The sequence below is a fragment of the Psychrobacter sp. M13 genome (genome assembly GCF_030718935.1).
Taxonomy (GTDB): domain Bacteria; phylum Pseudomonadota; class Gammaproteobacteria; order Pseudomonadales; family Moraxellaceae; genus Psychrobacter; species Psychrobacter immobilis_G.
This window is the reverse complement of sequence record NZ_CP132194.1, coordinates 1,061,039-1,085,500: the sequence shown is the minus strand read 5'-3', so window position 1 is coordinate 1,085,500 and position 24,462 is coordinate 1,061,039. Positions and strand designations below refer to the sequence as shown.

20 protein-coding genes and 1 tRNA gene are annotated in these 24,462 nt (G+C 43.2%); 6 read left to right on the top strand and 15 right to left on the bottom strand.

The features are described 5' to 3' along the window. The first annotated feature begins 71 nt into the window (after nt 1-71). On the top strand, nt 72-1,196 hold the full coding sequence (asd, locus tag Q9G97_RS04565; RefSeq protein ID WP_305900267.1) for an aspartate-semialdehyde dehydrogenase: 1,125 nt from the start codon (nt 72-74) through the stop codon (nt 1,194-1,196). Nucleotides 1,197-1,283: 87 nt separating this feature from the next. Here the strand turns inward: asd and Q9G97_RS04560 are convergent, their stop codons facing one another. Beyond that, nucleotides 1,284-1,931, bottom strand: a complete 648-nt coding sequence (locus Q9G97_RS04560; RefSeq protein ID WP_305899891.1) for a heme-binding protein — start codon at nt 1,929-1,931, stop codon at nt 1,284-1,286. A 274-nt stretch (nt 1,932-2,205) separates the two neighbouring features. Here Q9G97_RS04560 and tgt point away from each other — a divergent pair, with 274 nt between their 5' ends. Continuing rightward, nucleotides 2,206-3,357 (top strand): tRNA guanosine(34) transglycosylase Tgt, encoded by a 1,152-nt coding sequence (tgt, locus tag Q9G97_RS04555; RefSeq protein ID WP_305899890.1) that lies wholly within the window; start codon nt 2,206-2,208, stop codon nt 3,355-3,357. Between the two features lie 225 nt (nt 3,358-3,582). Here the strand turns inward: tgt and Q9G97_RS04550 are convergent, their stop codons facing one another. From Q9G97_RS04550 to rimO, 13 genes are all read right to left on the bottom strand, one after another. Continuing rightward, nucleotides 3,583-3,714, bottom strand: coding sequence for a methionine/alanine import family NSS transporter small subunit (locus tag Q9G97_RS04550; RefSeq protein WP_305899889.1), 132 nt, complete (start codon nt 3,712-3,714; stop codon nt 3,583-3,585). A 50-nt stretch (nt 3,715-3,764) separates the two neighbouring features. Further along, nucleotides 3,765-5,282: a sodium-dependent transporter gene (locus Q9G97_RS04545; RefSeq protein WP_305899888.1), complete on the bottom strand. Its 1,518-nt coding sequence runs from the start codon at nt 5,280-5,282 to the stop codon at nt 3,765-3,767. Nucleotides 5,283-5,554: 272 nt separating this feature from the next. Then, complete coding sequence (lpxA, locus tag Q9G97_RS04540; RefSeq protein ID WP_201572687.1) at nt 5,555-6,331, bottom strand: acyl-ACP--UDP-N-acetylglucosamine O-acyltransferase; 777 nt, start codon at nt 6,329-6,331, stop codon at nt 5,555-5,557. A 136-nt stretch (nt 6,332-6,467) separates the two neighbouring features. Next, the gene (fabZ, locus tag Q9G97_RS04535) at nt 6,468-6,989 is read right to left on the bottom strand and encodes a 3-hydroxyacyl-ACP dehydratase FabZ (protein ID WP_305899887.1); all 522 of its coding nucleotides are present in this window, start codon (nt 6,987-6,989) and stop codon (nt 6,468-6,470) included. Between the two features lie 156 nt (nt 6,990-7,145). Continuing rightward, nucleotides 7,146-8,162 carry a UDP-3-O-(3-hydroxymyristoyl)glucosamine N-acyltransferase gene (lpxD, locus tag Q9G97_RS04530; protein ID WP_305899886.1) on the bottom strand — a complete coding sequence of 339 codons (1,017 nt, stop codon included), beginning with the start codon at nt 8,160-8,162 and terminating at the stop codon, nt 7,146-7,148. A 156-nt stretch (nt 8,163-8,318) separates the two neighbouring features. Beyond that, nucleotides 8,319-10,721 carry an outer membrane protein assembly factor BamA gene (gene bamA / locus Q9G97_RS04525; RefSeq protein ID WP_305899885.1) on the bottom strand — a complete coding sequence of 801 codons (2,403 nt, stop codon included), beginning with the start codon at nt 10,719-10,721 and terminating at the stop codon, nt 8,319-8,321. A gap of 258 nt (nt 10,722-10,979) precedes the next feature. Then, on the bottom strand, nt 10,980-12,353 hold the full coding sequence (rseP, locus tag Q9G97_RS04520; protein WP_305899884.1) for an RIP metalloprotease RseP: 1,374 nt from the start codon (nt 12,351-12,353) through the stop codon (nt 10,980-10,982). 34 nt (nt 12,354-12,387) lie between these two features. Next, a complete protein-coding gene (ispC, locus tag Q9G97_RS04515; protein ID WP_201572677.1) occupies nt 12,388-13,590 on the bottom strand; it encodes a 1-deoxy-D-xylulose-5-phosphate reductoisomerase in 1,203 nt (400 codons plus the stop codon). A 129-nt stretch (nt 13,591-13,719) separates the two neighbouring features. Next, complete coding sequence (locus tag Q9G97_RS04510; protein ID WP_305899883.1) at nt 13,720-14,529, bottom strand: phosphatidate cytidylyltransferase; 810 nt, start codon at nt 14,527-14,529, stop codon at nt 13,720-13,722. Between the two features lie 109 nt (nt 14,530-14,638). Further along, complete coding sequence (uppS, locus tag Q9G97_RS04505) at nt 14,639-15,379, bottom strand: polyprenyl diphosphate synthase (protein WP_305899882.1); 741 nt, start codon at nt 15,377-15,379, stop codon at nt 14,639-14,641. 229 nt (nt 15,380-15,608) lie between these two features. Next, nucleotides 15,609-16,163: a ribosome recycling factor gene (gene frr / locus Q9G97_RS04500; RefSeq protein WP_201572671.1), complete on the bottom strand. Its 555-nt coding sequence runs from the start codon at nt 16,161-16,163 to the stop codon at nt 15,609-15,611. Nucleotides 16,164-16,265: 102 nt separating this feature from the next. Continuing rightward, nucleotides 16,266-16,991: a UMP kinase gene (pyrH, locus tag Q9G97_RS04495; protein WP_201572669.1), complete on the bottom strand. Its 726-nt coding sequence runs from the start codon at nt 16,989-16,991 to the stop codon at nt 16,266-16,268. 364 nt (nt 16,992-17,355) lie between these two features. Further along, nucleotides 17,356-18,933: a 30S ribosomal protein S12 methylthiotransferase RimO gene (rimO, locus tag Q9G97_RS04490; RefSeq protein WP_305899881.1), complete on the bottom strand. Its 1,578-nt coding sequence runs from the start codon at nt 18,931-18,933 to the stop codon at nt 17,356-17,358. Between the two features lie 163 nt (nt 18,934-19,096). Here rimO and Q9G97_RS04485 point away from each other — a divergent pair, with 163 nt between their 5' ends. From Q9G97_RS04485 to Q9G97_RS04470, 4 genes are all read left to right on the top strand, one after another. After that, complete coding sequence (locus Q9G97_RS04485) at nt 19,097-20,491, top strand: nitrogen regulation protein NR(II) (RefSeq protein WP_305899880.1); 1,395 nt, start codon at nt 19,097-19,099, stop codon at nt 20,489-20,491. Nucleotides 20,492-20,570: 79 nt separating this feature from the next. After that, the gene (locus tag Q9G97_RS04480) at nt 20,571-22,316 is read left to right on the top strand and encodes a sigma 54-interacting transcriptional regulator (RefSeq protein WP_305899879.1); all 1,746 of its coding nucleotides are present in this window, start codon (nt 20,571-20,573) and stop codon (nt 22,314-22,316) included. Nucleotides 22,317-22,601: 285 nt separating this feature from the next. After that, nucleotides 22,602-22,686: transfer RNA gene (locus Q9G97_RS04475), tRNA-Leu, on the top strand. Nucleotides 22,687-22,889: 203 nt separating this feature from the next. Then, the gene (locus Q9G97_RS04470) at nt 22,890-23,426 is read left to right on the top strand and encodes a hypothetical protein (RefSeq protein WP_305899878.1); all 537 of its coding nucleotides are present in this window, start codon (nt 22,890-22,892) and stop codon (nt 23,424-23,426) included. 9 nt (nt 23,427-23,435) lie between these two features. On the opposite strand, the gene Q9G97_RS04465 is transcribed toward Q9G97_RS04470, so the two are convergent. Continuing rightward, nucleotides 23,436-24,422: a protein kinase gene (locus Q9G97_RS04465; RefSeq protein WP_305899877.1), complete on the bottom strand. Its 987-nt coding sequence runs from the start codon at nt 24,420-24,422 to the stop codon at nt 23,436-23,438. Between the last annotated feature and the right edge of the window lie 40 nt (nt 24,423-24,462).

Genomic DNA, 24,462 nt, shown 5'->3' with positions numbered 1-24,462 from the left:
TACTGGTTGACTTTATAGCAAATAGTTTGGCAATAAACAACAGTAAATAAGGATTACATCTGATGAGCAACTTGACAGTAGGTTTGGTCGGCTGGCGCGGTATGGTCGGTTCGGTACTTGTACAGCGTATGCGTGACGAAAAAGACTTCGCTGGTATTACCCCAGTGTTCTTCTCGACCAGTAATGCTGGCGGCGATGCGCCAAGCTTTGATGATATTGACGCTGGTCAATTAAAAGACGCTCATGATATCGACGCTCTAGCTGCTTGTGATGTGATTATTACTTGCCAAGGTGGCGACTATACTCAAAAGGTACATCAGCCATTGCGCGATAGCGGTTGGAGCGGCTATTGGATTGATGCTGCCAGTACTTTACGTATGCAAGATGATAGCGTTATTATTCTTGATCCAGTGAACCGTTTAGTCATTGATAAAGCATTAGCGGGTGGCACCAAAGACTTCATCGGTGGCAACTGTACAGTATCGCTCATGCTAATGGCAATTGGTGAGCTGTTCAATAGAGGCTGGGTTGAGTGGGTCAGCGCGATGACATATCAAGCGGCTAGTGGCTCAGGCGCGAACAATATGCGGGAGCTGATCGAAGGTATGGGTGTGTTGCGTGACGCGGTTGCCGATGAGCTGGCTGATCCTGCAAGCGCTATCCTTGAGATTGATAAAAAGATCGCTGCTACTCAGCGCTCAGCGGACTTTCCGCAGCAGTATTTTGGTGTGCCATTAGCAGGTAGCTTAATTCCTTATATCGATGTTCAATTAGATAATAAGCAGTCAAAAGAGGAATGGAAGGGCGGCGTTGAGACTAATAAAATCTTAGGTAATAATGCTGATAACACGATTGCTATCGACGGGATGTGTGTGCGTATTGGTGCTATGCGCTGTCATGCACAAGGGCTTACTATCAAGCTCAAAAAAGATATTCCATTGAGCGAGATTGAAGCGGCGCTAAAAAACAGTGGTAATCAGTGGTTAGACGTGGTTGAAGATGATAAGCAGGCGACTATACAGCGCCTAACGCCAGTCGCGGTCACTGGCACTTTGACAGTAGCTGTTGGTCGTCTACGTAAACTAAATATGGGTCCTGAATATCTAGGGGCGTTTACTGTCGGCGATCAGCTATTATGGGGCGCAGCTGAACCCTTGCGTCGTATGCTAAACATCATCCGTGAGCAAAACAGCTAGTAGCTTATAAAGACTCTAGTGAATAGCGAGACTAAAAAAGACAGCCTAGGCTGTCTTTTTTATGGGTAATCATCACCGTCATTATTATTAATTAGCTTGATACTCAATCATAACTTCATTGCGGCGCATAAAGGGCAATGTCCATGGCGGATTGTAACGTGCCATCTCAGCATCCCCTATTATCTTTAAATTTTGACCTTGCATCCAATTTTTTAGCGCTTGAGTCTTCTCCGCGACTTTTTGCTCACCTGTAAGCCCTGAAAACTTAATCACGCCGTAAGTCTGCATGGGTACTTCAATAATACTAACCTCAGCGTTGTTAGGCGTTGGCAATGTCTGCATCGTATATTTACTTGGCATGACAAACCTAACTCGCCACTTACCATCTTGCTCTTGCATGGCTACAGGAGAGGTCATAGCTATCTTTTGTGACTTATCACTATCGGCCCTTTGGGGCTGCATTTTGACAGGTGACGTCATGCTGATCTTACTACTCTCACCACTAGGCGCGGTATTATTACCGAAGATATAATCGGCTAGTATTCTAAAGCCTCTATTACCCGCTTGCTTTTGACTGCCTGACACCCACGTTTGTGCCACAATTTGCGGATCATAGCGACGCAGCTCAAAATCATCTACTTGATTCAATACCGTATACTTGGGTTCTTCAGTAGCCATAGCCACTCCTGGTAAGGTTAATAAACTGCCTACTAATAAATAAACACCAACTTTCATAGCTTGTCCTTGCCGTTATTTATATAATCATTTATCTAAATCTCACTTTAGCAATTTTGCAGTCTTACTGTCTGTGTCTTTTAAGTATAGGTATAGCTCTGCCATGCTCAACACTACTATACTTAAAACTGCTGTGCTCAGCACTAGTCGCTTAAAACTAGGAGCTAAACTGACAAGTTACTAATAAGCGTCTCACAAAAACTATTCAACTCACAAAAATCATCTAGCAATGGTATAATCAGCGCCATTTTATCGATTAAAAAGCGACTATCTTATGCAATTTACTTTACATAAAACGGCTGTAGGCGCGTCCCGTGCTCGTCGTGGTACCGTGCATCTAAATCATGGCAATGTGCAAACCCCAGCCTTTATGCCAGTAGGTACTTATGGTACGGTCAAAGGCATGTTGCCGCGCGATATCGAAGCTATTGGCGCGGATATTATCTTGGGTAATACCTTTCATCTGTGGTTACGTCCAGGCACTGACATTATTGATAAATTTGGTGGTCTACATAAATTTATGCATTGGGACAAGCCGATCTTGACCGACTCAGGTGGCTTTCAAGTGTTCAGCTTAGGCGCTATGCGTAAGATTACTGAGGAAGGAGTAAACTTCAAATCGCCTATCGATGGCGCAAAGGTATTTTTATCGCCTGAAAAATCCATGCAGATTCAGTATAGTCTCAATTCTGACATCGTTATGCAGTTCGATGAATGCACGCCCTATCCTGCCACTCATGATGAGGCCAAAAAGTCTCTAGAGCTGTCCTTACGTTGGGGTCAGCGCTGTCTTGATGAGCATCAAAAGCTTGGCAGCACCAATGCGCTGTTTGGCATCGTGCAAGGCAGTATGTATAGTGATTTACGCCAGCAGTCGCTTGAGGGTCTACTAAATATCGGCTTTGATGGTTATGCTATCGGTGGTCTATCCGTTGGTGAGCCTAAAGATGAGATGATGGCGGTGCTTGATTATCTCCCTGACGATATGCCAGCGGATAAGCCCCGCTATCTCATGGGTGTTGGTAAGCCTGAGGATCTGGTTGAGGGCGTACGGCGCGGTGTCGATATGTTTGACTGCGTCATGCCAACGCGTAATGCGCGTAATGGTCATTATTTTGTCACAGGGGATGCTGATAATGCAGGAGTAGTACGTATTCGTAATAGTCAGTATCGCGAGGATACAGGTGCACTAGATCCTGAATGTGACTGCTACACTTGTCAAAACTTTAGCCGTGCTTATCTATACCATCTGAATAAATGTAAAGAGATGCTTGGGGCGCAGTTAGCGACCATTCATAATCTACGTTATTATCAGCGCTTAATGGCAGGTATTAGACAAGCTATCGAAGAAGATACCTTTGATCAGTTCGTTAATGATTTTTATGCCAAACGTGGACAGAGCGTGCCTGAGCTTAATTTGCTGTAGCTGCAACATTATTTAGATCAAAACTAAAAACGTGCAATTGAAAGTTTAACTCTTTTAGCTTTTGTAGGGTGCCCTCCAGCGCACCATTTGTTATTCGTAATTTCGATATCGGTGTGTGGAACGCACCCTACGCCTAACAGCTCAAAACCAAAAATGCCAGACAGTAAAAGCTGACTGGCATTTTTTTATGGTAACTAATACTTTTATTTCTACACTATAAAAGTATTAATATCGATCATCAGGAACCTGATCCATCGGAATATCAGGATTATTTCTTAGATGAATGATTGCAGCAATCAAGCCACCCCATATCAATACCATAGAGATAATCATAAAAATAATAGCTGAAGTACTCATAGTAAATCCTTATAAAATAATTTCTATCTGCTAGATTTTTGATGCCTTATTTAGCGTGCATCATCGAGCAGGCGAGCTTTATCATCTTCTGCGTCATGGATACCTTTCATACGACTCAGTATAAATGCCCCTAAGCCAAAGAACACCACAACGCCCCAGCCAAACAATAACAGGATGGTTGAAGAGTAGCCCTCATAAGGTGTTTTAACCAGATCAATAAATTTCAGACCTAAAGAGATAGTCAAAACAGTAGGCGTAATAACCGTCAACATAAATATCCAAGCACCGCCTAGTTTGATGCTAGAGACACTGTTGATGTGCGCCAGCAAGCCTGGGATTTTATTGCGATTAAACCAAGTGACTAATACGATAGACATTAGACCACCCGCTACAATACCAATGTTATTGGCGAAATGATCGATCACATCAACGAGCACCAGCGAGCTACCTGTCGAGAAAGCACCAATAGAGATCACCGCACAGACACCACAAATCAGGGCAACGGCTTTTTTGCGTGACCAGTCAAATTTACTTTGAAAGGCCGAGATTGGCACTTCTAAAATACTAATGAGCGAGCTAATACCAGCGACCACTAGAGAGCCAAAGAATAAGAAGCCAACAAAATCGCCGCTTGCACCCATCGTCGAGATGATTTTAGGGAAGACAAAGAAAGCAAGGCCAACACCGCCACTAGCAACTTCCGCAACATCTTGACCAGTTGACATTGCCATAAAGCCAATAGCGGCAAAGATACCAATACCTGCAATAAGCTCAAATGAAGAGTTAGCAAAACCAACCACTAAACCTGCACCCGTTAAGTTAGTATTCTTTTTAAGGTAGGAGGCATAAGTGACCATAATACCAAAACCTACCGATAGAGAGAAAAACACATGACCATAAGCGGCAAGCCAAACATTTGGATCTTGCATTTTGACCCAATTGGGTTCAAAGAATGCATTTAGACCAATAACAGCGCCAGGTAGAGTAACGGCTTTAAATACCATAATACCAAATAGTACTATAAGCAAAGGCAGACAGATTTTGTTCGCCAGCTCAACCCCTTTACGGATACCACCAAACATAATCAAAATAGCAACTGCCCAAACAATGACCAACCCTATAAACATCTGTGGTACGAACACTGAAGTCAGCTCGCCTGTATGCTGTACAAAGTCAGTAACAAAGAAGGTCGTCGTATCCTCGCCCCACTTTTGGCCAAACGAGAAGAACATATAGCTGCCTGCCCAGACGATCACCGCCGCGTAATAGATAGCAATGACAAAAGAGACTAGCGTTTGCCACCAGCCCACAAACTGACCTGATGGAGAGAATTTCTTATAGGCGCGTGGTGCTGCTGCGCGATACTTGTGTCCGATAATATAATCTAAAAATAATAGTGGAATACCTGCGGTTAACAAGGCAATGAGATAAGGCACCATAAATGCCCCACCACCATTATCATAAGCGACATAGGGAAAGCGCCATATGTTACCTAATCCTACTGCTGAACCAACAGCGGCTAGAATAAACCCTGTTCTACTAGACCAATTTTCCCTTTGCTGTGCCATATAACACTCCTAAAATCTACTAATAATTGCTTTGATAATCTTAGGTTCTTATAAAAAAACGATAATAATCAAAAAAATTGCTAGTTTGCTGTTAGTTAAAACTTACGTTTAGTTAAGATAAGTTGCTACAATCTTACTACATATAACTTGGCAGTTTCTGCTAATCAGCGCCAAAAGTCAAGAAGCTATAAATACAAAAAGCCATAACAATTAGTTATGGCTTTTAAATAGTCGACTTGAGCGTCATGACTGCTTAGTACGATATGGCAGCTTTAGCGAACCACACCGCGGCTACTTTGCGCTAAAGAGTCGATTAACAGCTGAATTTTGGGCTCATCTGCTACCTTTTCTTGCAGCTTATCAAGCGCTTGCTTAGTCGTAAGCCCTGATCTAAAAATAGTAATATAAGCCTGACGCAATACTTCGATAGTCTCTTGTGTCCATCCTTTGCGGCGCATACCTTCAACGTTAAGACCATGAGCGCGCGCTGGATTACCTGATACCATAGTAAAAGCGGCAACATCTTTCACAATTAAGCTAGCACCGCCAATCAGGCTATAATCGTCTACTCGGCAAAACTGATGAACACCTGAATTACCACCAACGATAGTATGATTGCCTATAATCACATGACCTGCAATGCCTACATTATTGGCAAAAATATTACTATCACCAATAGTGCAATCGTGAGCAATATGAGTGTTGACCATCAGTAAATTATGATTACCAATCTTAGTCAACGAGTTATCTTGCACGGTACCACGATGCAAGCTACAAGCTTCACGAATGATATTATGATCACCAATCTCAAGCCAAGTGCGCTCACCTGCGTACTTTAAATCCTGACAATCCTCACCAATACTGGCAAATTGATATATCTCATTATGTTGTCCAATTCGAGTAAACCTGCTGACGACCACATGACGATGTAACACCGTGTGCGCGCCTATAGTTACTTCCTCACCGATAACGCAGTAAGGACCGATGACAGCAGTATCATCTATCGTTGCCGATGACGAGATGAGTGCAGTAGGATGAATTTGACTCATAATATAGGCCTTGGTAATTTTAATAATAGCTGCAATAAGCTGGTACTAAAAAGGGATTTTTTGACTATTTGTATCCGTCCAACGAGCGCCCCACTAAGGCGTTACGAATGAGAGAGTATGACGCTGATCAGCAGCACTAAGCATTCTGCTCTTGACGAGCAATCATCACTTGCGCGCTACAGGCAAGCTGTTGACCCACATGTACCGTACAGTCAAACTTATAGATACCACGCTTTTGCATAGTTAGTGTAGATCTAATAATGAGCTGATCGCCGGGAATAACTTGACGCTTAAAGCGCACTTTATCCACCCCTGCAAATAAATACAGATAGCCATCTTCAGCGGTCAACCCTGCACTAATAAAGCCAAGTACCCCTGAAACTTGCGCCATAGACTCGACCATCAGCACCCCTGGCATGATCGGCTCATCAGGGAAATGTCCATTAAAAAACTCTTCATTAATGGTCACATTTTTGATACCAGTAATGCATTCACCAGGCTTACAAGCGGTGATTTTATCAACCAACATAAAGGGATAACGATGTGGCAAATAGTGCTTGAGCGTATGGTAAGTAAGCGGTAGAGTCAGGTTTTGCTCAGCTAATGACTCTATATCGTCATCAGTCAAGGTTTCTATGTCGATATTGATGGCGTTCATAATAGTGCTTCCTTGCAATCGTTGCGGGCTGTTTACTCATAAAGGTAAACTAAAATTATTTTATAAAACTCTGTACATGATCTTTAGAATACATAATACTTAAAATAAGCAGTGCTTAAAAACTATGGCTACAATTAATAAAAACGATTGCAATAACTAATCATTACCTAGTTGACGAAAGCGAACCGCAGCACGTCGCCATTTTGCCGTCGGCATAGCAACGGTACCAGAGGAATAGTACCCTGCGGTATTAATCGATTTGGTGACCATAGTCATAGCTGATAAAGTTACATCATCAGTTATATTGATGTGTCCAGTTATACCAACAGCCCCGCCAATAATACAGCGTTTGCCTATAGTAGTGCTACCAGCAATACCAGTATTAGCGGCTATCGCAGTTCCATCGCCAATGCGAACGTTATGCGCAACTTGCACTAAATTATCAATAATAACGTGATTGCCAATGACGGTATCATCGATAGCACCACGATCCACACAAGTATTACTACCGATACGTACATGATCACCGATAATCACTCGCCCCAGCTGAGCAATACGCTCCCAGCCACTAACGCTTGGATCAGCAGTTGGTACAAAGCCAAAACCTTCGCTACCGATACTTACCCCAGTATGAAGGCGGACATGATTGCCGATCAGACAATTATGGGCTACGACCACTTGCGACTCAAATAAGCAATAATCACCAATATGACTGTTTGCTTCAACCACGACATGTGCTTTTAGACAGCTGCCTGTGCCTATTGTTACCTGCTCACCAATGACACAAAAAGCGCCAATACTGACGCCACTAGCAATATCAGCACTATCAGCGATTACCGCTGTAGGATGAATAATAGAGGTAGCCGCTTTGGGCGCAAATAACTGGCTGGCGCTCGCATATGCCAAATATGGGGTTGCAACGACTAACGGTATACAAGAATTAGGTGCTTGATCAAAAAACTGCTCTGTCACTAGCACCGCACCTGCTTGACTGCTAGCAAGATGAACGATGTAATTTGGATCAGCCAAAAATCCTAACTGAGATTCTTTAGCGTCTATTAAATTACCGATGCTGCTTAGCTTAACTTGCAGCTGCTCGGGACTGAGCGTCGCCTCATTTAGTACTGGCTGACGTTGCTCAATTTGGCTGATAAGTTGCGAAATCGTTATCATAGTTAATAGTACTATTATTAGTAGTAAAATAGAAATAGATGCCAAGCTAAACCATCACCTTGGCTATCTCTTAATGTTATAAGCTAATGATTTACCTAGCTCTACACTTGCACAAAACTGAGCAAACCATTAACCCTATAGCTTATTATAACTCGCTTAGAAGGTACTACCGATCTGGAACTGGACTTTTTCAGTCTGATCGCCTTCTTGATCGCCAAACGGTACCGCATAGCTGATCGAAATAGGACCAATCGGCGTATACCAAGTTACCCCAGCACCAGCACTAAAGCGAAACTTATTATCTTGAGTAAGTAGTGGGGTTTCAGTTGCCGTACCTGAAACAGGATCAGTAAAGGTGCTATCTTCTCTACCAGTCGTATCAAATACTTGACCACCTTCAGCGAATAGCACAGGACGAACTTGATCGGCCCAGTCCGCTTTAAAAGGTAGTGGCAAGATCAGCTCAGCGCCAAAACTTGCTAAAGCGTTGCCACCGACCTCTTCATCTCTGATACGATCAGTCCCAGTAATGACATCATTGTAAGCTTTAGATCTGGGTCCTAGACTTGAGGACTCATAGCCACGTACTGAACCATAACCCCCTGCATAAAAGTTCTCATAAAACGGCAAATCATTACCATAACCAAGCTTAGTATAGCCGCGAGCGACCCAATCTTTATAAATCGGGTAGTAGATATTACCACTATAGACAGCTTTTTGATAACTGGCATCACCTAGACCTATAGTACCATCAACCCTGTGGCTCATACCTTTGGTCGGGAATACGGGACGATCAAGCGTACTATAATCCCAGCCTAATAATAGATTGTAGGTCGTATAGTCATTCTTAAAATTAGCACCTTCATCAAGGCTGGTGAATTCACCACCATCCTCTAAGATACGATCAACGTTTGAGATGCCAAGGAATCGACCACCACGTACTGTCGTATTATCCACGTTTAGACCCGCACTAACGCGCTTGGTTTCATCAACTGGATAGCTATAGTTTAGTGTTGCCCCATAGGAGTCTGTCACGTAGTTACTGACGTTATTATCATCATACTTGGTTTCGCGATAGTAAGCACTAATGCCTTGCGAGACACCATTCTCAGTAAAATACGGATCAGTATAGCCCAAACTATAAGAATCGCGAGTCTCTGAGCGTGACAAGGCCGCTTTTACTCGATTGCCGGTACCCATGAAGTTATTTTGAGTTAAGTCTAACTGAAAGGTAATACCGCCGCTCTGTGAGTAACCCGCTGCAATCGTTGAGCTACCTGAAGGTTGCTCTTCAACGATATAGTTGACATCAATTTGATCGGGCTGATTGGGTACTGATCTAACCTCAGTTTTGACGTCTTTGAAAAACCCAGTACGCATCAAGCGAACCCGCGATAGCTGAATCTTTTCGTTAGAGGCCAAAGCACCCTCTAGTTGGCGCATCTCACGGCGTAATACTTCATCCATGGTTTTGACATTGCCACTAAAATTAATTCGGCGCACATAAACAGGCCGTGCAGGATCTATATAATAATCAATATCGACGACTTTGGTGTCATCATTAATACGCGGTACAGGACGTATTTGAGCCAAATAATAGCCTTCATTACCGTAACGGTTTTTTAGCGCTAAGGTTGTTGCGTCTAGCTCAGCTTGCGAATAATTATTGGTAGGCGCAAAAGTCACGAGCTCTTTGAGCTCATCAGTAGTAAATTTAGGCTTACCCAAGAAGTTAATCTCACCGAACTGATACTGCGCGCCTTCAGTTAGGCTAATCTCAATAAATACATTACTTTTATCTTCACTAATATTGAGCACAGCATTATCAACGGCAAAACGCACATAACCATCATTTTGATAAAGCGCTTTGAGGCTCTCTAAACTGGCGGCTAACTTCTCTTGCGCATAGCGATCAGATTTAGATAACAAGCGCGTCCAAGAGGACTCCTTTAGCGCAAACACATCTCTGATTTGTTTATCTGTAAAGTGACTATTGCCAATGACGTTAATATCAACCACTTTAGAGGGCTTGCCTTCTATAAAGCGGATGTCTAATTTGACGCGATTGCCATCAAGTAGTGTCTGATCGACTTCGATATCGCTATTATAATAGCCTTGCGAGATGTATTGCTGTTGTAGCTCATTGGCAACCCCTTGAAGCGTCGCCTGCTTGAGCACCTCACCTACCGATAACCCTGCGTTCTCAAGACCTTGAGTCAAGCCCTCTTTAGGAATGAGCTTATTGCCCTCAAAATTTACCTCAGCGATAATCGGACGCTCAACGACAGCAAAAAGCAGCTGATTACCCGTGACACGGCTCTGAATATTGGCAAAGTTCTCAGTCGCATACAAAGCTTTGATGCTAGCCGCTAAGCTTGCATCAGTCACCGTATCGCCAACTGAAACAGGCAAAACTGGATAGAGACTATCAGAGGTTAGGCGCTGTAGACCCGAAAATTCGATATCGGTGGCTACAAAATCTGCAGCTTGTGCCGAGACACTCATCATTGCTACCACTAACGGCAACCCAGCCGCGCTCATAAATAAAGGCGTACGCATAAACACTATCCGTCAATAAAAGGTGCTAAAGTTAAGTTAAAAAGCGTCTTAAGAAGGGAATAAACACTAAATAAGCGATTCATCCCATACAGACTCAAGACACTGTATATAAAACACATCATAAAATAAACTAAAAATTACTAATATTACAGCATCGAAGCTTAAAAAATCATAAACGCTAATACTTGTTCGTTAAATGCCATTCCTATACGGGCAATAGCACAGCGAGCTTAAATAACAAACTGTCAGTTGTAATCATCAGAAAAGTCGGCTGATATCATTACCAATTGCTAACACCATGAAACCTAACAGTAAGAGTAAACCAATATTAGCCCCTACAATTTGGACACCCTCTGATAAGGGTTTACCACGAATCAGCTCGATAATATAGTAGACCAAATGACCGCCATCTAAGACTGGAATAGGTAATAAATTAAGTACCGCTAAGCTCAAGCTGATCAAAGCTGCGGTAGATAATACCATCTCCCAACTGATATCAAAGCTTTGCTTAGCAACTTTGGCAATGGTAATCGGTCCTGATAAATTATCCAAACCTATCACACCTGAAATCATTTTACCCATGGAGTCTACGGTCATCACAGCGAGCTGCTCAGTCTTTTGAAACGACTTAATCAAACTTTCGCCAGCACCATAGACGATCGTGGTTTTATATTCATCAGGTATAACAATCTCAGACTGAACTACCATAGCACCAATCTGACCAAAGCGATTGCCTAAATTATCTTTTTTGCCCTGTGGCATAATCGATAAGTTAACTAATTTGTCATCGCGCATTACCGTAAAACTCAATAACACCTCAGGACTGTCACGTATAATACGCGTCGCGCTGATCCAATCGGTTATAGGCGTCTCATTAATGGCAGTAATCGTATCCCCTACTTGCGAGCCTTGCTTAATAGCGGCCCCATCTGGAGAAAGTTCACCGATAGTAGGCGTGATATTAGGCTGCCAAGGTAAAACACCAAAACTACTTAACGCATCCTTACCTTGATCTCGCTCTTGCATAAAGCGAGTGACAGGCGCTTGATACGTCGTCGCTTGACTGGTATCGGTGGCGGATTGTAAGGTGATACTAACGTTATCAGTCTCACCCATACGCCCAGCCAATCGATAATTAATGCCTTCCCAAGTCTGTACTTGATGACCATCAATAGCGACGATCTTATCGCCTGCTGGCAGTTGAGCCATAGCTGCTGGCGTATCGGGCAATACTTGACCTATGTTAGTAGCGAGCTGCTCTGATGGGGTCATAAACAACACCCAAAACAGCGCTATAGCAATCACAAAGTTCATGATTGGACCTGCCGCTACAATAGCGATCTTTTTGAGCGGATGTTGGCGATTAAAGGCTAAATGCAGCTGATCTTTTGCCACCTCACCCTCACGCTCATCCAGCATTTTGACATAACCGCCAAGCGGTAGCATAGAGATACGATAGTCAATACCACTACGTTTACTCGTCCAGCTAGTAAGCTTAGGCCCAAAGCCTATAGAATACGTCAACACCTTTACGCCGCACAGACGCGCCACGATATAATGACCCCATTCATGCAAGGCAATGAGCGGACCTAAAACAAAGATCGCGGCTAACAAAGTTAGAATAAATGTCATAGTCTTATCTCAACTAAACCTACTGTCAACTGGATCAAGCTATATTAGCAATTAGCTTAGTCGTATAACGCCTAGCTAAGCTATCAATGGCTAAAATATCGTCAATATCAGCATCTGCACTCAAGGCAGGCACTGGCACTTGGGTTAATGCCTGCTCATTAATAGTGGCAATATCCGTCAAACGTATTTGGCTATGCAAAAAAGCCTCTACTGCCAGCTCATTAGCGGCATTGAGTACTATCGTTGCTTGTGTACCTGCTTGCATAGCATCACGTGCCAGACGCAAACAGGCAAACTTATGCAGGTCAGGTTTTATAAACTCTAAATTATTTAAAGCGAATAAATCTAAGGGTTGCGCGCCACTAGCAATACGCTTGGGATAGCTTAGCGCATGAGCAATCGGCGTTTTCATATCGGGGCTGCCCAGCTGCGCCAAATAACTGCCGTCGTTATATTCTACCATTGAGTGAATGATGCTTTGTGGATGAATAACCACATTTATCTTGCTCTCAGGTAGATCGAATAAATGACAGGCCTCTATTAATTCTAACCCCTTGTTCATCATCGTCGCTGAATCGACAGATATCTTTTGACCCATCGACCAGTTAGGGTGTTTGATTGCCTCGCTGATTCCTGCTTGCTGCATCTGCGCAAATGACTGCTTTAAAAAAGGTCCACCAGAGGCGGTTAACCACAGTTTACGTACGCCATGACTACTATCATGAATCTGCGTATTGTCTTGTTGAATAACTGCGGGTAGACACTGAAAGATAGCATTATGCTCAGAATCTAAGGGTAATAAGGTAGCATGATGGGTTTTGACCGCTTTGATCATCACTTCACCTGCCATCACTAGCGCCTCTTTATTGGCAAGTAGTATGCGTTTACCTGCGCGCGCAGCGGCTAAGGTAGAAGGCAAGCCTGCAGCACCCACTATCGCGGCAACTACCGTATCGACTTGGCTGTCAGTGGCAATATCAATGAGTCCTTCAGCGCCGCCTACCACATCAATTGTCAAACCAGCTTGTTTAAGCTGTGCGGCAAAATCATCAACAGCAGCGGTTGGTACAGCGACCCGTTTAGGCTCGAATTGTTGGCAAAGCTTAAGCAGTTTATCTAGGCGTTGATGGCCTGATAACGCATAGACTTGATAGTCTTTTAGGTGCGTGGCCAATATTGCCAAAGTGCTATCGCCTATTGAGCCTGTTGCGCCTAGTACCGCGATGCGTTGCGTCATAACTACTAATACCTGTCTAATAGTACCTAAAAATAATACCTAAAGAAGTGTTGATGCCTACAAAAGTGTCAAACCCTAATAAAAATAGCTAAGCGCTACTCATTAGAACTCAAACAAAATTTTTATGCTTTAAACCACCAACCAGCCTAATTGCTGTAACCCCCAAAACCCTAAAGCAAATATCGGCGTGGCAGATAAGAGCGAGTCAATACGATCTAAAATACCACCGTGACCTGGCAGGATAGTGCCTGAATCTTTCACTTTAGCACGGCGCTTGAGCATCGATTCAAACAGATCACCCAATACTGACGCTAATATAGTGATCGCTGACAAAGCTACAAATGCGACTAAAGCTATACCCGTGAGTTGCAGCTTAAAAAAGCTAATGCCAATAACCACCACTAAGCCCGTCACTAAACCACCAGCTAATCCTTCCATGCTTTTGTTCGGTGACACATTGGGTGCCATCTTGACGCGGCCAAGCTTACGTCCGACAAAGTAAGCACCACTATCTGCGCACCATACCATCAAGAACACATACATCAGCCACCAAGGCGATGCTTGCCACAAATAGAACATAGCGGTGATTGAACCAGTCAAAATGACAACGCCCATCAAAGCCAAGCGCTGACCATACCAGTTAGTAAATGTCGGAAACTTAGTGACCCAAGATAGTGCCATGAGCCAAATAACTAAGGAGGCCAGCCACCACAGCACCCAAGTCGCTTCAAATATGAGAGAGACTAAAGTGATGGCCAATACTATCAGCACAAACACCACTGGCTGACGCCATTTAGGCATCAATTTGGTCCACTCATGAGCCGCAATAGTCACCCCAATCGCTAGGAGCGGCGCGAATAGAACCGGTGTTTGGCTGGCAAATAATGCGATACCAACAATAATGATCAGCACCACTGCCGTTCTAATCCGTTGCCACATAGTGATCGAGCCTTTTAGTTGTAGTCAGTAGGTTTACGAAAATAGTTAACTGATAATACTCATGCTGAAAGGCATTATAACAGCTAATTGGCGCAGGTTAATGATTGGCTTAGCGACTCAGTATTTGCTCGCTGGTCTTACCGAAACGACGTTGACGCTGAGCAAATTCTGCGAGCATTGATGCTAGCTCCTCTGCAATGAAGTTCGGCCATAATGTCTGAGTGAAGAACAGCTCTGCATAGGCCGATTGCCACAATAAAAAGTTGGATAGTCGATACTCGCCGCCCGTACGAATGAGCATATCAACCGCTGGCGCATCAGCAAGCTGTACGTGCTGGGCCAGTCGCTCTTTATCGATATCTTTGGCTTCTAATTTGCCCTCTTGCACTTGCTCAGCCAACTGTTTTGCGGCGTGCGCAATATCCCATTGACCACCATAACTGATCGCAATGACTAAGCTCATTGCTGTAAAGTGCGCAGTCTGAGCTTCGGCATCTGCCATTTGCGCTTGTAGCTCGTCTGATAACTGACTACGATCCCCAATAAAGCGCAACTGGATTTGATATGTTTGCATCCTTGGTAGCTGCTCGGTAATCGTCACTGATAGCAGGTGCATCAGCAGCGCCACCTCAGTTGGTGGCCGTTGCCAGTTCTCACTTGAAAAGGCAAATACAGTTAACACCTCAATGCCAACTTCACGACAGTATTCAACGATAGGATCAAGCGCATCCTTACCCTTACTATGGCCTGCGCCTTTAGCTAGCGCGTGTTGTTTGCCATAACGATTATTGCCGTCCATAATGATAGCAATGTGTTTGGGTAGAATATCTAGCGTGGGTTCTTTGTGCATTTTAGAGCCATTATCATTGGTAAATTTAAGACAGAAAATAGAATTAACGTCTATAAAGGAAGTCATAAGCTGTTGCTATTATAGACTGCATAAAATAAGCGATGCAAAAAAGAGATGTAAAATGGGCTTATAAAACTCATTTACAAAAAAACTGGCACTCTAACAAATAGCTCTTGTGAGAGGATGCCAGCTCTTATATGGCTAGTGACTTAATGAGCAAAAAAGCTGCTTACACTTCCATCAGATCACTTTCTTTTTTACTTAGACGACTATCGATCGTTTCGATGTACTTATCGGTAATCTTTTGGATCTCATCGCTTGCGCGGCGCTCATCGTCCTCTGATATCTCTTTTTCTTTGGCTAAATCCTTGATATCATTCATCATATCACGGCGCACATTACGAATAGAAACACGACTGTTTTCAGCTTCACCACGTGCCAGCTTTTGCATATCGCGACGGGTCTCTTCAGTCAGTGATGGCATCGGTACACGAATTACATCAGCGGTCATGGGATTAAGACCCAAATCAGCTTCGCGAATGGCTTTATCGACCGCTTGTACCATAGTACGATCGAACGGCTGGACTAGCAGGGTGCGCGAGTCTTCGACGTTGACGCTAGCAACCTGATTCAACGGGGTGGCCGCACCATAATAGCTGACCATAATACCTGACAACATACCAGGATGAGCGCGACCTGTGCGAACTTTACTAAAGGTACTCTCGAGCGCCTCTAGCGTCTTTTGCATCCGCGCTTCGCCTTCTTGCTTTATCTCTTTGATCATGGTTCTATCCTTATCGATAATATATTTTATTATTGGTTGTTAACGGTTAACTATATATAGTTGGCGCTGTCATCTTTTAATCATTCTGTATGATGCTGCTGTTTAATGATAGACCCTTGTGCCTTCGTTTTCGCCCATAACCACATTTAATAACGCATTGGGTTTGGTCATATCGAACACTTGCAGTGGCACATTATGCTCACGGCATAAAGCGATAGCCGTTAAATCCATGACCCCAAGCTTTTGCTCTAATACTTCATCAAAGGTTAAGCCATCATATTTGACCGCATCGCTATGTAAGCTTGGGTCTTTATCATAGACACCATCGACTTTGGTCGCTTTTAGGATCAAACCCGCTTCAATCTCAATGCCACGCAAACACGCTGCGGTATCCGTAGTAAAGAACGGATTACCTGTACCTGCCACAAAAATACAGACTTCACCATTTTTGAGGTGGCGAATAGCATTACGGCTACTATAGCTTTCAGTCACCTCGCCAATCGGTAGCGCTGACATCAAGCGCGTCTTAATATTGCGGCGCTCCAAAGCATCACGCATAGCAAGGCCATTCATGACCGTCGCAAGCATACCCATCTGATCGCCTGTGACGCGCCCAACCAAACCTTCTTTTTGCAACTGTGCGCCGCGGTACAAGTTACCACCACCGACGACGATACCGACTTGTACACCAAGACCGCGCAGATGGGCAATAGATAAACTCATTTTGTCCAATACTTCGCTGTCAATGCCCATATCTTTGCCACCAGCCAAAGCCTCACCTGACAGCTTAAGCAAAATGCGCGAGTAACGAGGATTTTTGTCAGACATAAGAGCACCTTTTATGAGTAATATGTTATTAATAATATGAGTAAACCGTAGCGTTATTATTAAACGCCGATATTATAATAATGAAGAGTAGAGCGTAAAAACAAATTGCGCTAATTGTAGCAAAAACTACTAGGGCGTGTCATTAATTAGGTTATGAGGGTAAAAATGAGATAGATTTTTGTCAATCAAGATAAATTTTGCAGAGAATATGAACATATTGTCTAGAAATTTATAAAGAGTGGCGGAAATATAGCCATTTTTAACCCATAAAATATAAATGTTTTAATTGATGATACGCCCTAGCTATTGGGCAATTTTCATCTACTCTATTTGCCCATTATTTTTTGAGTATTCGAACGACTATTTAACCTTGATAGCTGGCAAATAGATCATACTCGCTCGCATCATCAATAGTCACCGTGATGAATTGCCCGACTTTTACAGTAGGACCATTACCACCAACATTAATATCATCAACATAGACATGACCATCAATCTCTGGTGCATCAGCGTAGCTACGACAGATAGCGATGTTCTCTTCCATGTCTATCTCATCGACTAGTACTGTCATCGTTTTGCCGATTTTTTCTTGCAGCTTTTGCGCGGAGATATCCTGTTGCAATGCCATAAAGCGCTCGTAGCGCTCTTGTTTTACCGCCTCAGGTACTGGATTAGGCAAGTCATTAGCGACTGCGCCTTCAACCTCTGAATAAGTAAACGCGCCAACGCGGTCAAGACGTGCTTCAACCAGCCAGTCAAGCAACAATTGAAAGTCTTCTTCCGTTTCACCAGGAAAACCAACCACAAAGGTCGAGCGAATCACAATATCAGGACATATTTCACGCCATGCTTTGATACGCTCTAGCGTGTTTTCACTATGCGCAGGTCGCTTCATCGCTTTGAGAACGCTGTGGCTGGCATGTTGAAAAGGAATATCCAAATAAGGCAGTAGCTTGCCCGCGCCCATTAATGCGACAACTTTGTCGACATGCGGATAAGGATAGACATAATGCAGGCGCACCCAAATACCTAAGTCGTTAAGCGCTTGACACATGTCATAGAATTTTGACTTAAGCGGCATGCCATTCCAAAAGCTAGTCTTATACTTTAGATCTAAGCCATAAGCTGAGGTGTCTTGTGAGATAATGAGTAGCTCCTTAACTCCAGCGTTTTTTAGCGCTAGCGCCTCATTCATCACACTATCAATTGGACGCGAGACTAAATCGCCGCGCATACTGGGGATAATGCAAAAAGTGCAGCGATGATTGCAGCCCTCTGATATCTTAAGATAAGCGTAATGGCTTGGGGTTAGTTTAATACCCGCCTCGTTGATCAGATCAATTTTAGGATTATATTTATCATTCAACTCACGCTCAGGCTTGGGCACATGTAATGCAACGGCTCTAATGACTTCATCGTACGCATGAGCACCTGTCACTGCGAGCACTGCTGGATGCATCGCGCGAATTTTGTCTGCCTCTTTCCCCAAGCAGCCCGTGACGATGACTTTACCGTTTTTGCTAATCGCCTCGCCAATAGCGTCCAGCGACTCCTGTACTGCCGACTCAATAAAGCCGCAGGTATTGACCACGACTAAATCTGCGCCTTCATAATCACTGGCGACTTGATAACCATCACGGCTCAGCTCTGTGATAATACGCTCACTATCTACCAAAGCCTTTGGGCAGCCTAATGATACAAAACCAATCTTTGGCGCTGTGGTCGGGGCACTAGCCGTCGCAGTGTTGCCTGCACTGCTTTGAGCAATACTACGGTTCTCATTATGATTGGCTTTATGGTGATAAGGCTGGCTTGGCGCTTGTTGAATAGGTTCTGAGCTTTGGGCAGGATTAAATACGGTTACCGCATCTTTTACTGTCTGCATGCTTGATGGATCATTGGTTGAGACGATATTGGCTGATGGGCTAGAAGTTTTGGACATAGCTGACCTTGCTTGAGATAAAATGGCTGTGCGCATTGTACGTTTTTTTTATACTTACCGCTAGTTTTGCCGTGCTATGCTCATGATTTATAGTTAAATAACAGTTAAATAATAATACCTTACCTCACTTTTACTTCACTCTTGTCTTATTTGGGCCTTTATAATGACTACTCAAACAGATGCTGCTACAACGCTTCCTGATTTAACCTTTCTCTCACAGCATTTATTTACCGCTATTTTGTGGGTCGATGAGTCGCTACAGATAAGATGGCTAAACACGCAAGCCGAGCAGTTATTAACCATTAGTCGCGCCCGTCTATTGAATCAGTCTATCTTGACTCTATTAGCTCCTAATGAGACAGGTGATAAAAATAATGATGTTGTTGATCACCCTATTAATAATATCTATTCGCTAACAGAGCGCTTTGCTCATGCTCGCCTGTATCAGCAGCCCTTTGTCGATCATGATCACAGTATCCATCCACAAGCGCTGGGTAGCTCTAGCAAAAGCGCTGCCATATTAGTCGATTATAGCGTGACGCCAGTTATCCAGCAGCATCAGATCTATTATATTATTGAGATGTGGGGCAAGGATCGACAAAGTCGTATCTCAAAGGAGCAGCAGCAAGAGCAGCAATATGATATCGCCCGTCATATGCTACGGTCGGTGGCTCATGAGGTCAAAAATCCTTTGGCAGGTATTCGCGGCGCCGCACAGCTGCTACAAAGACAACTGGCAAAGCTAAACGCTGTCACTTACCAAGCAGCTGACCAAGTCGCCGCGCAAGATTCTGTAAAAAATTCCTCAGAATATGAGACCAATACTGCATCAACCACTCAAAAGATGCTAACTTATACCGATATTATCATCTCTGAAACCGATCGATTAACTCAGCTGATTGGACAGCTATTGGGCTCTAATCAGCTCCCCAATTGGCAAACGTTAAATATTCACCAAATCCTTGAGCAAGTACTGACGTTGGTGATGAGCCAATATTCACAAGTAACATTGCAACGTGACTATGATTTATCTTTGCCAGAGATAGAAGCGGATAAAGATCAGTTAATCCAAGTATTTTTGAATTTACTAAATAATGCTTGTGAGTCGATGGTAGAGCATCAGCAAGCGCTATCAAATAACGCGGCTATTGAAGCTATTAAAGATAGAGACGACAATCAAATAGATAATTTACAAAAGCAACAAGGTCAAAAGTTAAATAGCAATGACAAGTTTTTAAAGCCTGTATTATTTATCCAAACACGGATTGCCTTTCAGCATACTATTGGCGGTCAGCAACATAAGCAAGTATTGCAAGTTACTATCACTGATAATGGTAGCGGTATAGACCCTAAGCTCATTGAGCAGATATTCTTTCCGATGGTAAGTAGTCGAGCGACAGGGACAGGTTTGGGCTTGTCTATAGTGCAAGATATCGTCAGCCGCCACCATGGTAGGATAGAGGTCAGCTCCACTAAAACGCCTAACAACGGTAAAAACAGTAATCAAACTAGCTTTACAGTATATCTGCCCTTTAACCAGCCTAATATTGCAACTTGATCTTCAATGACGATAGCGATTTATCCGTTCTAAAAACAGAGTAGCGCTAAAAATATAAAATAATGAGTATAATAAATTTATGAGCAACGTTGATGATAAAGGGAATAAAGTGTCCGATAACCCAACTGCCAATGGCGTAGATACTAGTGATATAGCCACTCTATGGCTGATAGATGATGATGCCGCATTGCGTTTAGTACTCGCTGATACTTTTACCGATGCTGATTTGAACGTAGTGAGCTTTACTCAAGCACAAGCAGCTTGGACGCGTCTGAACGATGTTTTGCAGGAGCAAGAGAGCCGCTCTGTTTTGCCTGATGTTATCTTAACCGATATCCGTATGCCAATGATGGATGGTCTGTCCTTTAGCGACTGGGTACACAAGCATTTTGCTGATATTCCTATTATTATCATGACCGCACACTCCGATATTACCTCAGCAATAGATAGCTACCAGACAGGCGCATTTGACTATCTGCCCAAGCCTTTTGATTTGGATGATGCCGTAGCTGTTATTTATAAAGCGATCAACTATCAACCCGCAACACCTAGCCTCGATGTAGCAAATAATAAAGCACAGGCGGTTAAGAGCACAGAGCGAGCCAATACTACACCAGCTACAGCAGCGTTATTGCCTACAGTGAAAGCAACTGTAAAACCAAAGACTCAGGTTAAAGAAGAGGTTAGCGCTAATGATGCCTCTATAAAACAGCCGAACAATAATCCTAGTGGCATTATCGGTCAGTCGCAGGCGATGCAAGACGTCTTTCGCGCGATCGGGCGCTTAGCCCATTCTCCTATTACTGTACTTATTACAGGCGAATCAGGCACAGGCAAAGAGCTGGTTGCCAGCGCCTTGCATCAACATTCACCGCGTGCCAAACAGTCTTTCATTGCACTGAATATGGCAGCTATCCCGCATGATTTAATTGAATCTGAGCTATTTGGTCATGAAAAAGGCGCGTTTACAGGCGCGACGACGATGCGTCAAGGTCGCTTTGAGCAAGCAGATGGTGGGACGCTGTTTTTAGATGAGATTGGTGATATGCCGTTTAGCACGCAAACGCGATTGCTGAGAGTACTAGCTAACGGTGAGTTTTACCGCGTCGGTGGTCAGCAGCCTGTCAAAGTCGATGTGCGTATTATTGCCGCCACTCATCAAAACCTTGAGCATCTCGTGCAGCAAGGCAAGTTTCGCGAAGATCTGTTTTATCGGCTTAACGTCATTCGTCTGCCATTACCACCGTTACGCGATCGCCGTGAAGATATTGCTGAGCTTACCAGCCACTTTATGCACCGTGCTAGTAAACAAATGAATACTACGCCTAAACAGCTACATCCCGATGCTATGCGCGTGATGCAAAACTTTGCTTGGCGTGGCAATATTCGTCAATTAGAGAACGTTTGTCTTTGGCTAACCGTAATGACCACAGGCGACATGGTATTGGTTGAAGATTTACCACCGGAGCTATTAACTACGATTGATGAGTCATTGCCCCAGATGACTGCTACTTATAACGATAACAATAGCGACAACAATCCTAGCCCCCAGCTCAGTCTACAAAACATTTCAGTTGCATCTGACTCTACTGCGACTAGCTGGCAAGAGGCACTTGCCAAATGGGCAACGCTGTCACTACAAGCGGGCAAAACCGATATTCTACAGACTGCTACTCCTGAGTTTGAACGTATTTTACTCAACGCCGCGCTTACCCATAGCGGAGGTAAGAAAAACACTGCTGCGACATTACTTGGCTGGGGACGCAATACGTTAACGCGTAAATTATCTTTGTTAGAAGATGATCCCTCGAAAAATCTACCCTAGAGTCGCCACTTATAACGTCAAAAGAAGTAATGTTAGAAGGGATAGAAGCAAAGTGACTGAGCGCATGATAACTATGCCAAGCGATCAATAAAGAGAGATGTATAGACAGAGGGTTATAACGCTAAAATACAGGCTATTAAAAAATATTTAATTTAATTCAAAAAAGGGCTTGCCAAATAATTTAAACTCTATATAATAGCCAACCACTGAGACGCACTACCGAATCAGTTATCTATCTGCTTGGCATTTGATTTTGGATGTTAACGATGATAGAGTTTGGATAATGGGGCTGTGGCGGAATTGGTAGACGCACCAGATTTAGGTTCTGGCGCCGCAAGGTGTGAGAGTTCGAGTCTCTCCAGCCCCACCATTTTCGGATAGTACATCTTAGCTTATATTGAAAAGATAAGATTAAAAATTAGCCTGCTTATTAGCAGGTTTTTTTGTGTCTGATTTTTGGATAGCCTCTTATCTGCATCATATTTAGGCAGGTTTAGCACTGATAAACTCAGCACTCATAAACTGTGCCATACTACTTGCCAGGTCTATAGACCACAAAACCTCTAGGTGGAAATGATGAATAAAGGATTTTGGCTAACGGCAGGCTTGCTAGTACTATTAGCGTTTGGGCTTTATGGACTGCGTAGTCTGTACGATCCAGCTATCACAGCAGAGACTAATACTGCTGGGATGAGTGTAGATACCGACGAAAACAATAAGATTATGATGAATCTTGAGAAGTTTAGTGGCTATCATAATGATGCGGAAATACTATCAAAAGAATTAGTAATCTTAAAAACCGATACCGAAAGAGCCATTGCGAACAAAGACCCAAAATTAGTAGGCATTGCTGCCAACAATATCTATAGAGTTCTGGATAATGTGAGCGTCAATCGTATACCTACTATCGAACCCTTTGAGGTCTGCGATGAGGCTTTAGATACCTTGAGTCTCTATGCGATAAGCGCTAAAGCCTATTATGCTAATACGAATAAGACAACCTTAAAAGATATTAATGACTTAAAGACGCAGTTTGATACTAAGTTTGCACAGTGCCAAAGTATCGTCAACGACAAGCCTGTCGAAGCACTTTATCAAGATTATCAATAATTACTACTACTAACTGGCAAAAAACTTCAAATCGCTTATAACATCACTTATATCTTTATAACGACTTTCAATTCGTTTTGCTAAAGTTTTATTAATAATAGCTTGATAATCACGATACTGGCTAGGTAATTTAGCAATAGGCTGCTGGCAATGCTGAGTCGCCCAATCAAGCATTGCGTCGTCACTTGTCTTTGCTCTCTTAAACGGTCTATCCCTTGTCAAAATCTCGTACACCATAATTCCAAAAGCATAAATATCGCTTTGCTGAGTTGGTGTGTGTCCTTGCCAGCGCTCAGGCGCAAGATAGGCGGGCGTGCCAGCAAGATTACTATCGTTTTTAAAGTTATCTATACGCTGCGCCACAGCAAAATCTGTCAGTAATAAATTAGGCGTTGAATCAACGTTGTCGTCAGTTAGACTAGAGCCAATCAAAAAGTTGCTAGGCTTTATATCGTTATGTAGCCAGCCTTGGCTGTGTAGATCAGCTATTAACTGCGCCGCTTGCATAATATAATGCTGCTTTTGCTGGCAGGTTAATAGCTGACGATTGGTAGCGTTAAGCTGACGCGCTAGAGCGCCTAATGGATAGTAAGGCATGATTAGAAGGGTTAGCTGGTAATTTTTGTTTAATATTTTTATAATCAAGCTCTTGTCAGTTAGCAGTTGTGGCGCAATAATTATAGAAGCTTGCGCTTTAGCTTGAGAACCATTCAGCGCTTTTAGCACCTTTATTTCATGACCTAAACTCGTTAGATCATAATAGATATTTGCGCTTGTTTCCCACTTAATCATAACTTGACCAAGCTGACTGTGCCGCGCCTTTGTTAACCCTTGAAAGCTAATATCTTGATGGCTAGTATCTTGATGACTGATACGTTGATGGGTTATCTCTTTATAATTTAAATCTGAAAAGGCAGCCGTTAATATCGGCAATAGCTGTGTAGCTTGTGTTTGTAGCGCTTGTTTTGTTGGATAATTAATGGCATTATTTTTCATAATCAGTATACCTTTAGCTTATCCTATGTAGTAGCATAAT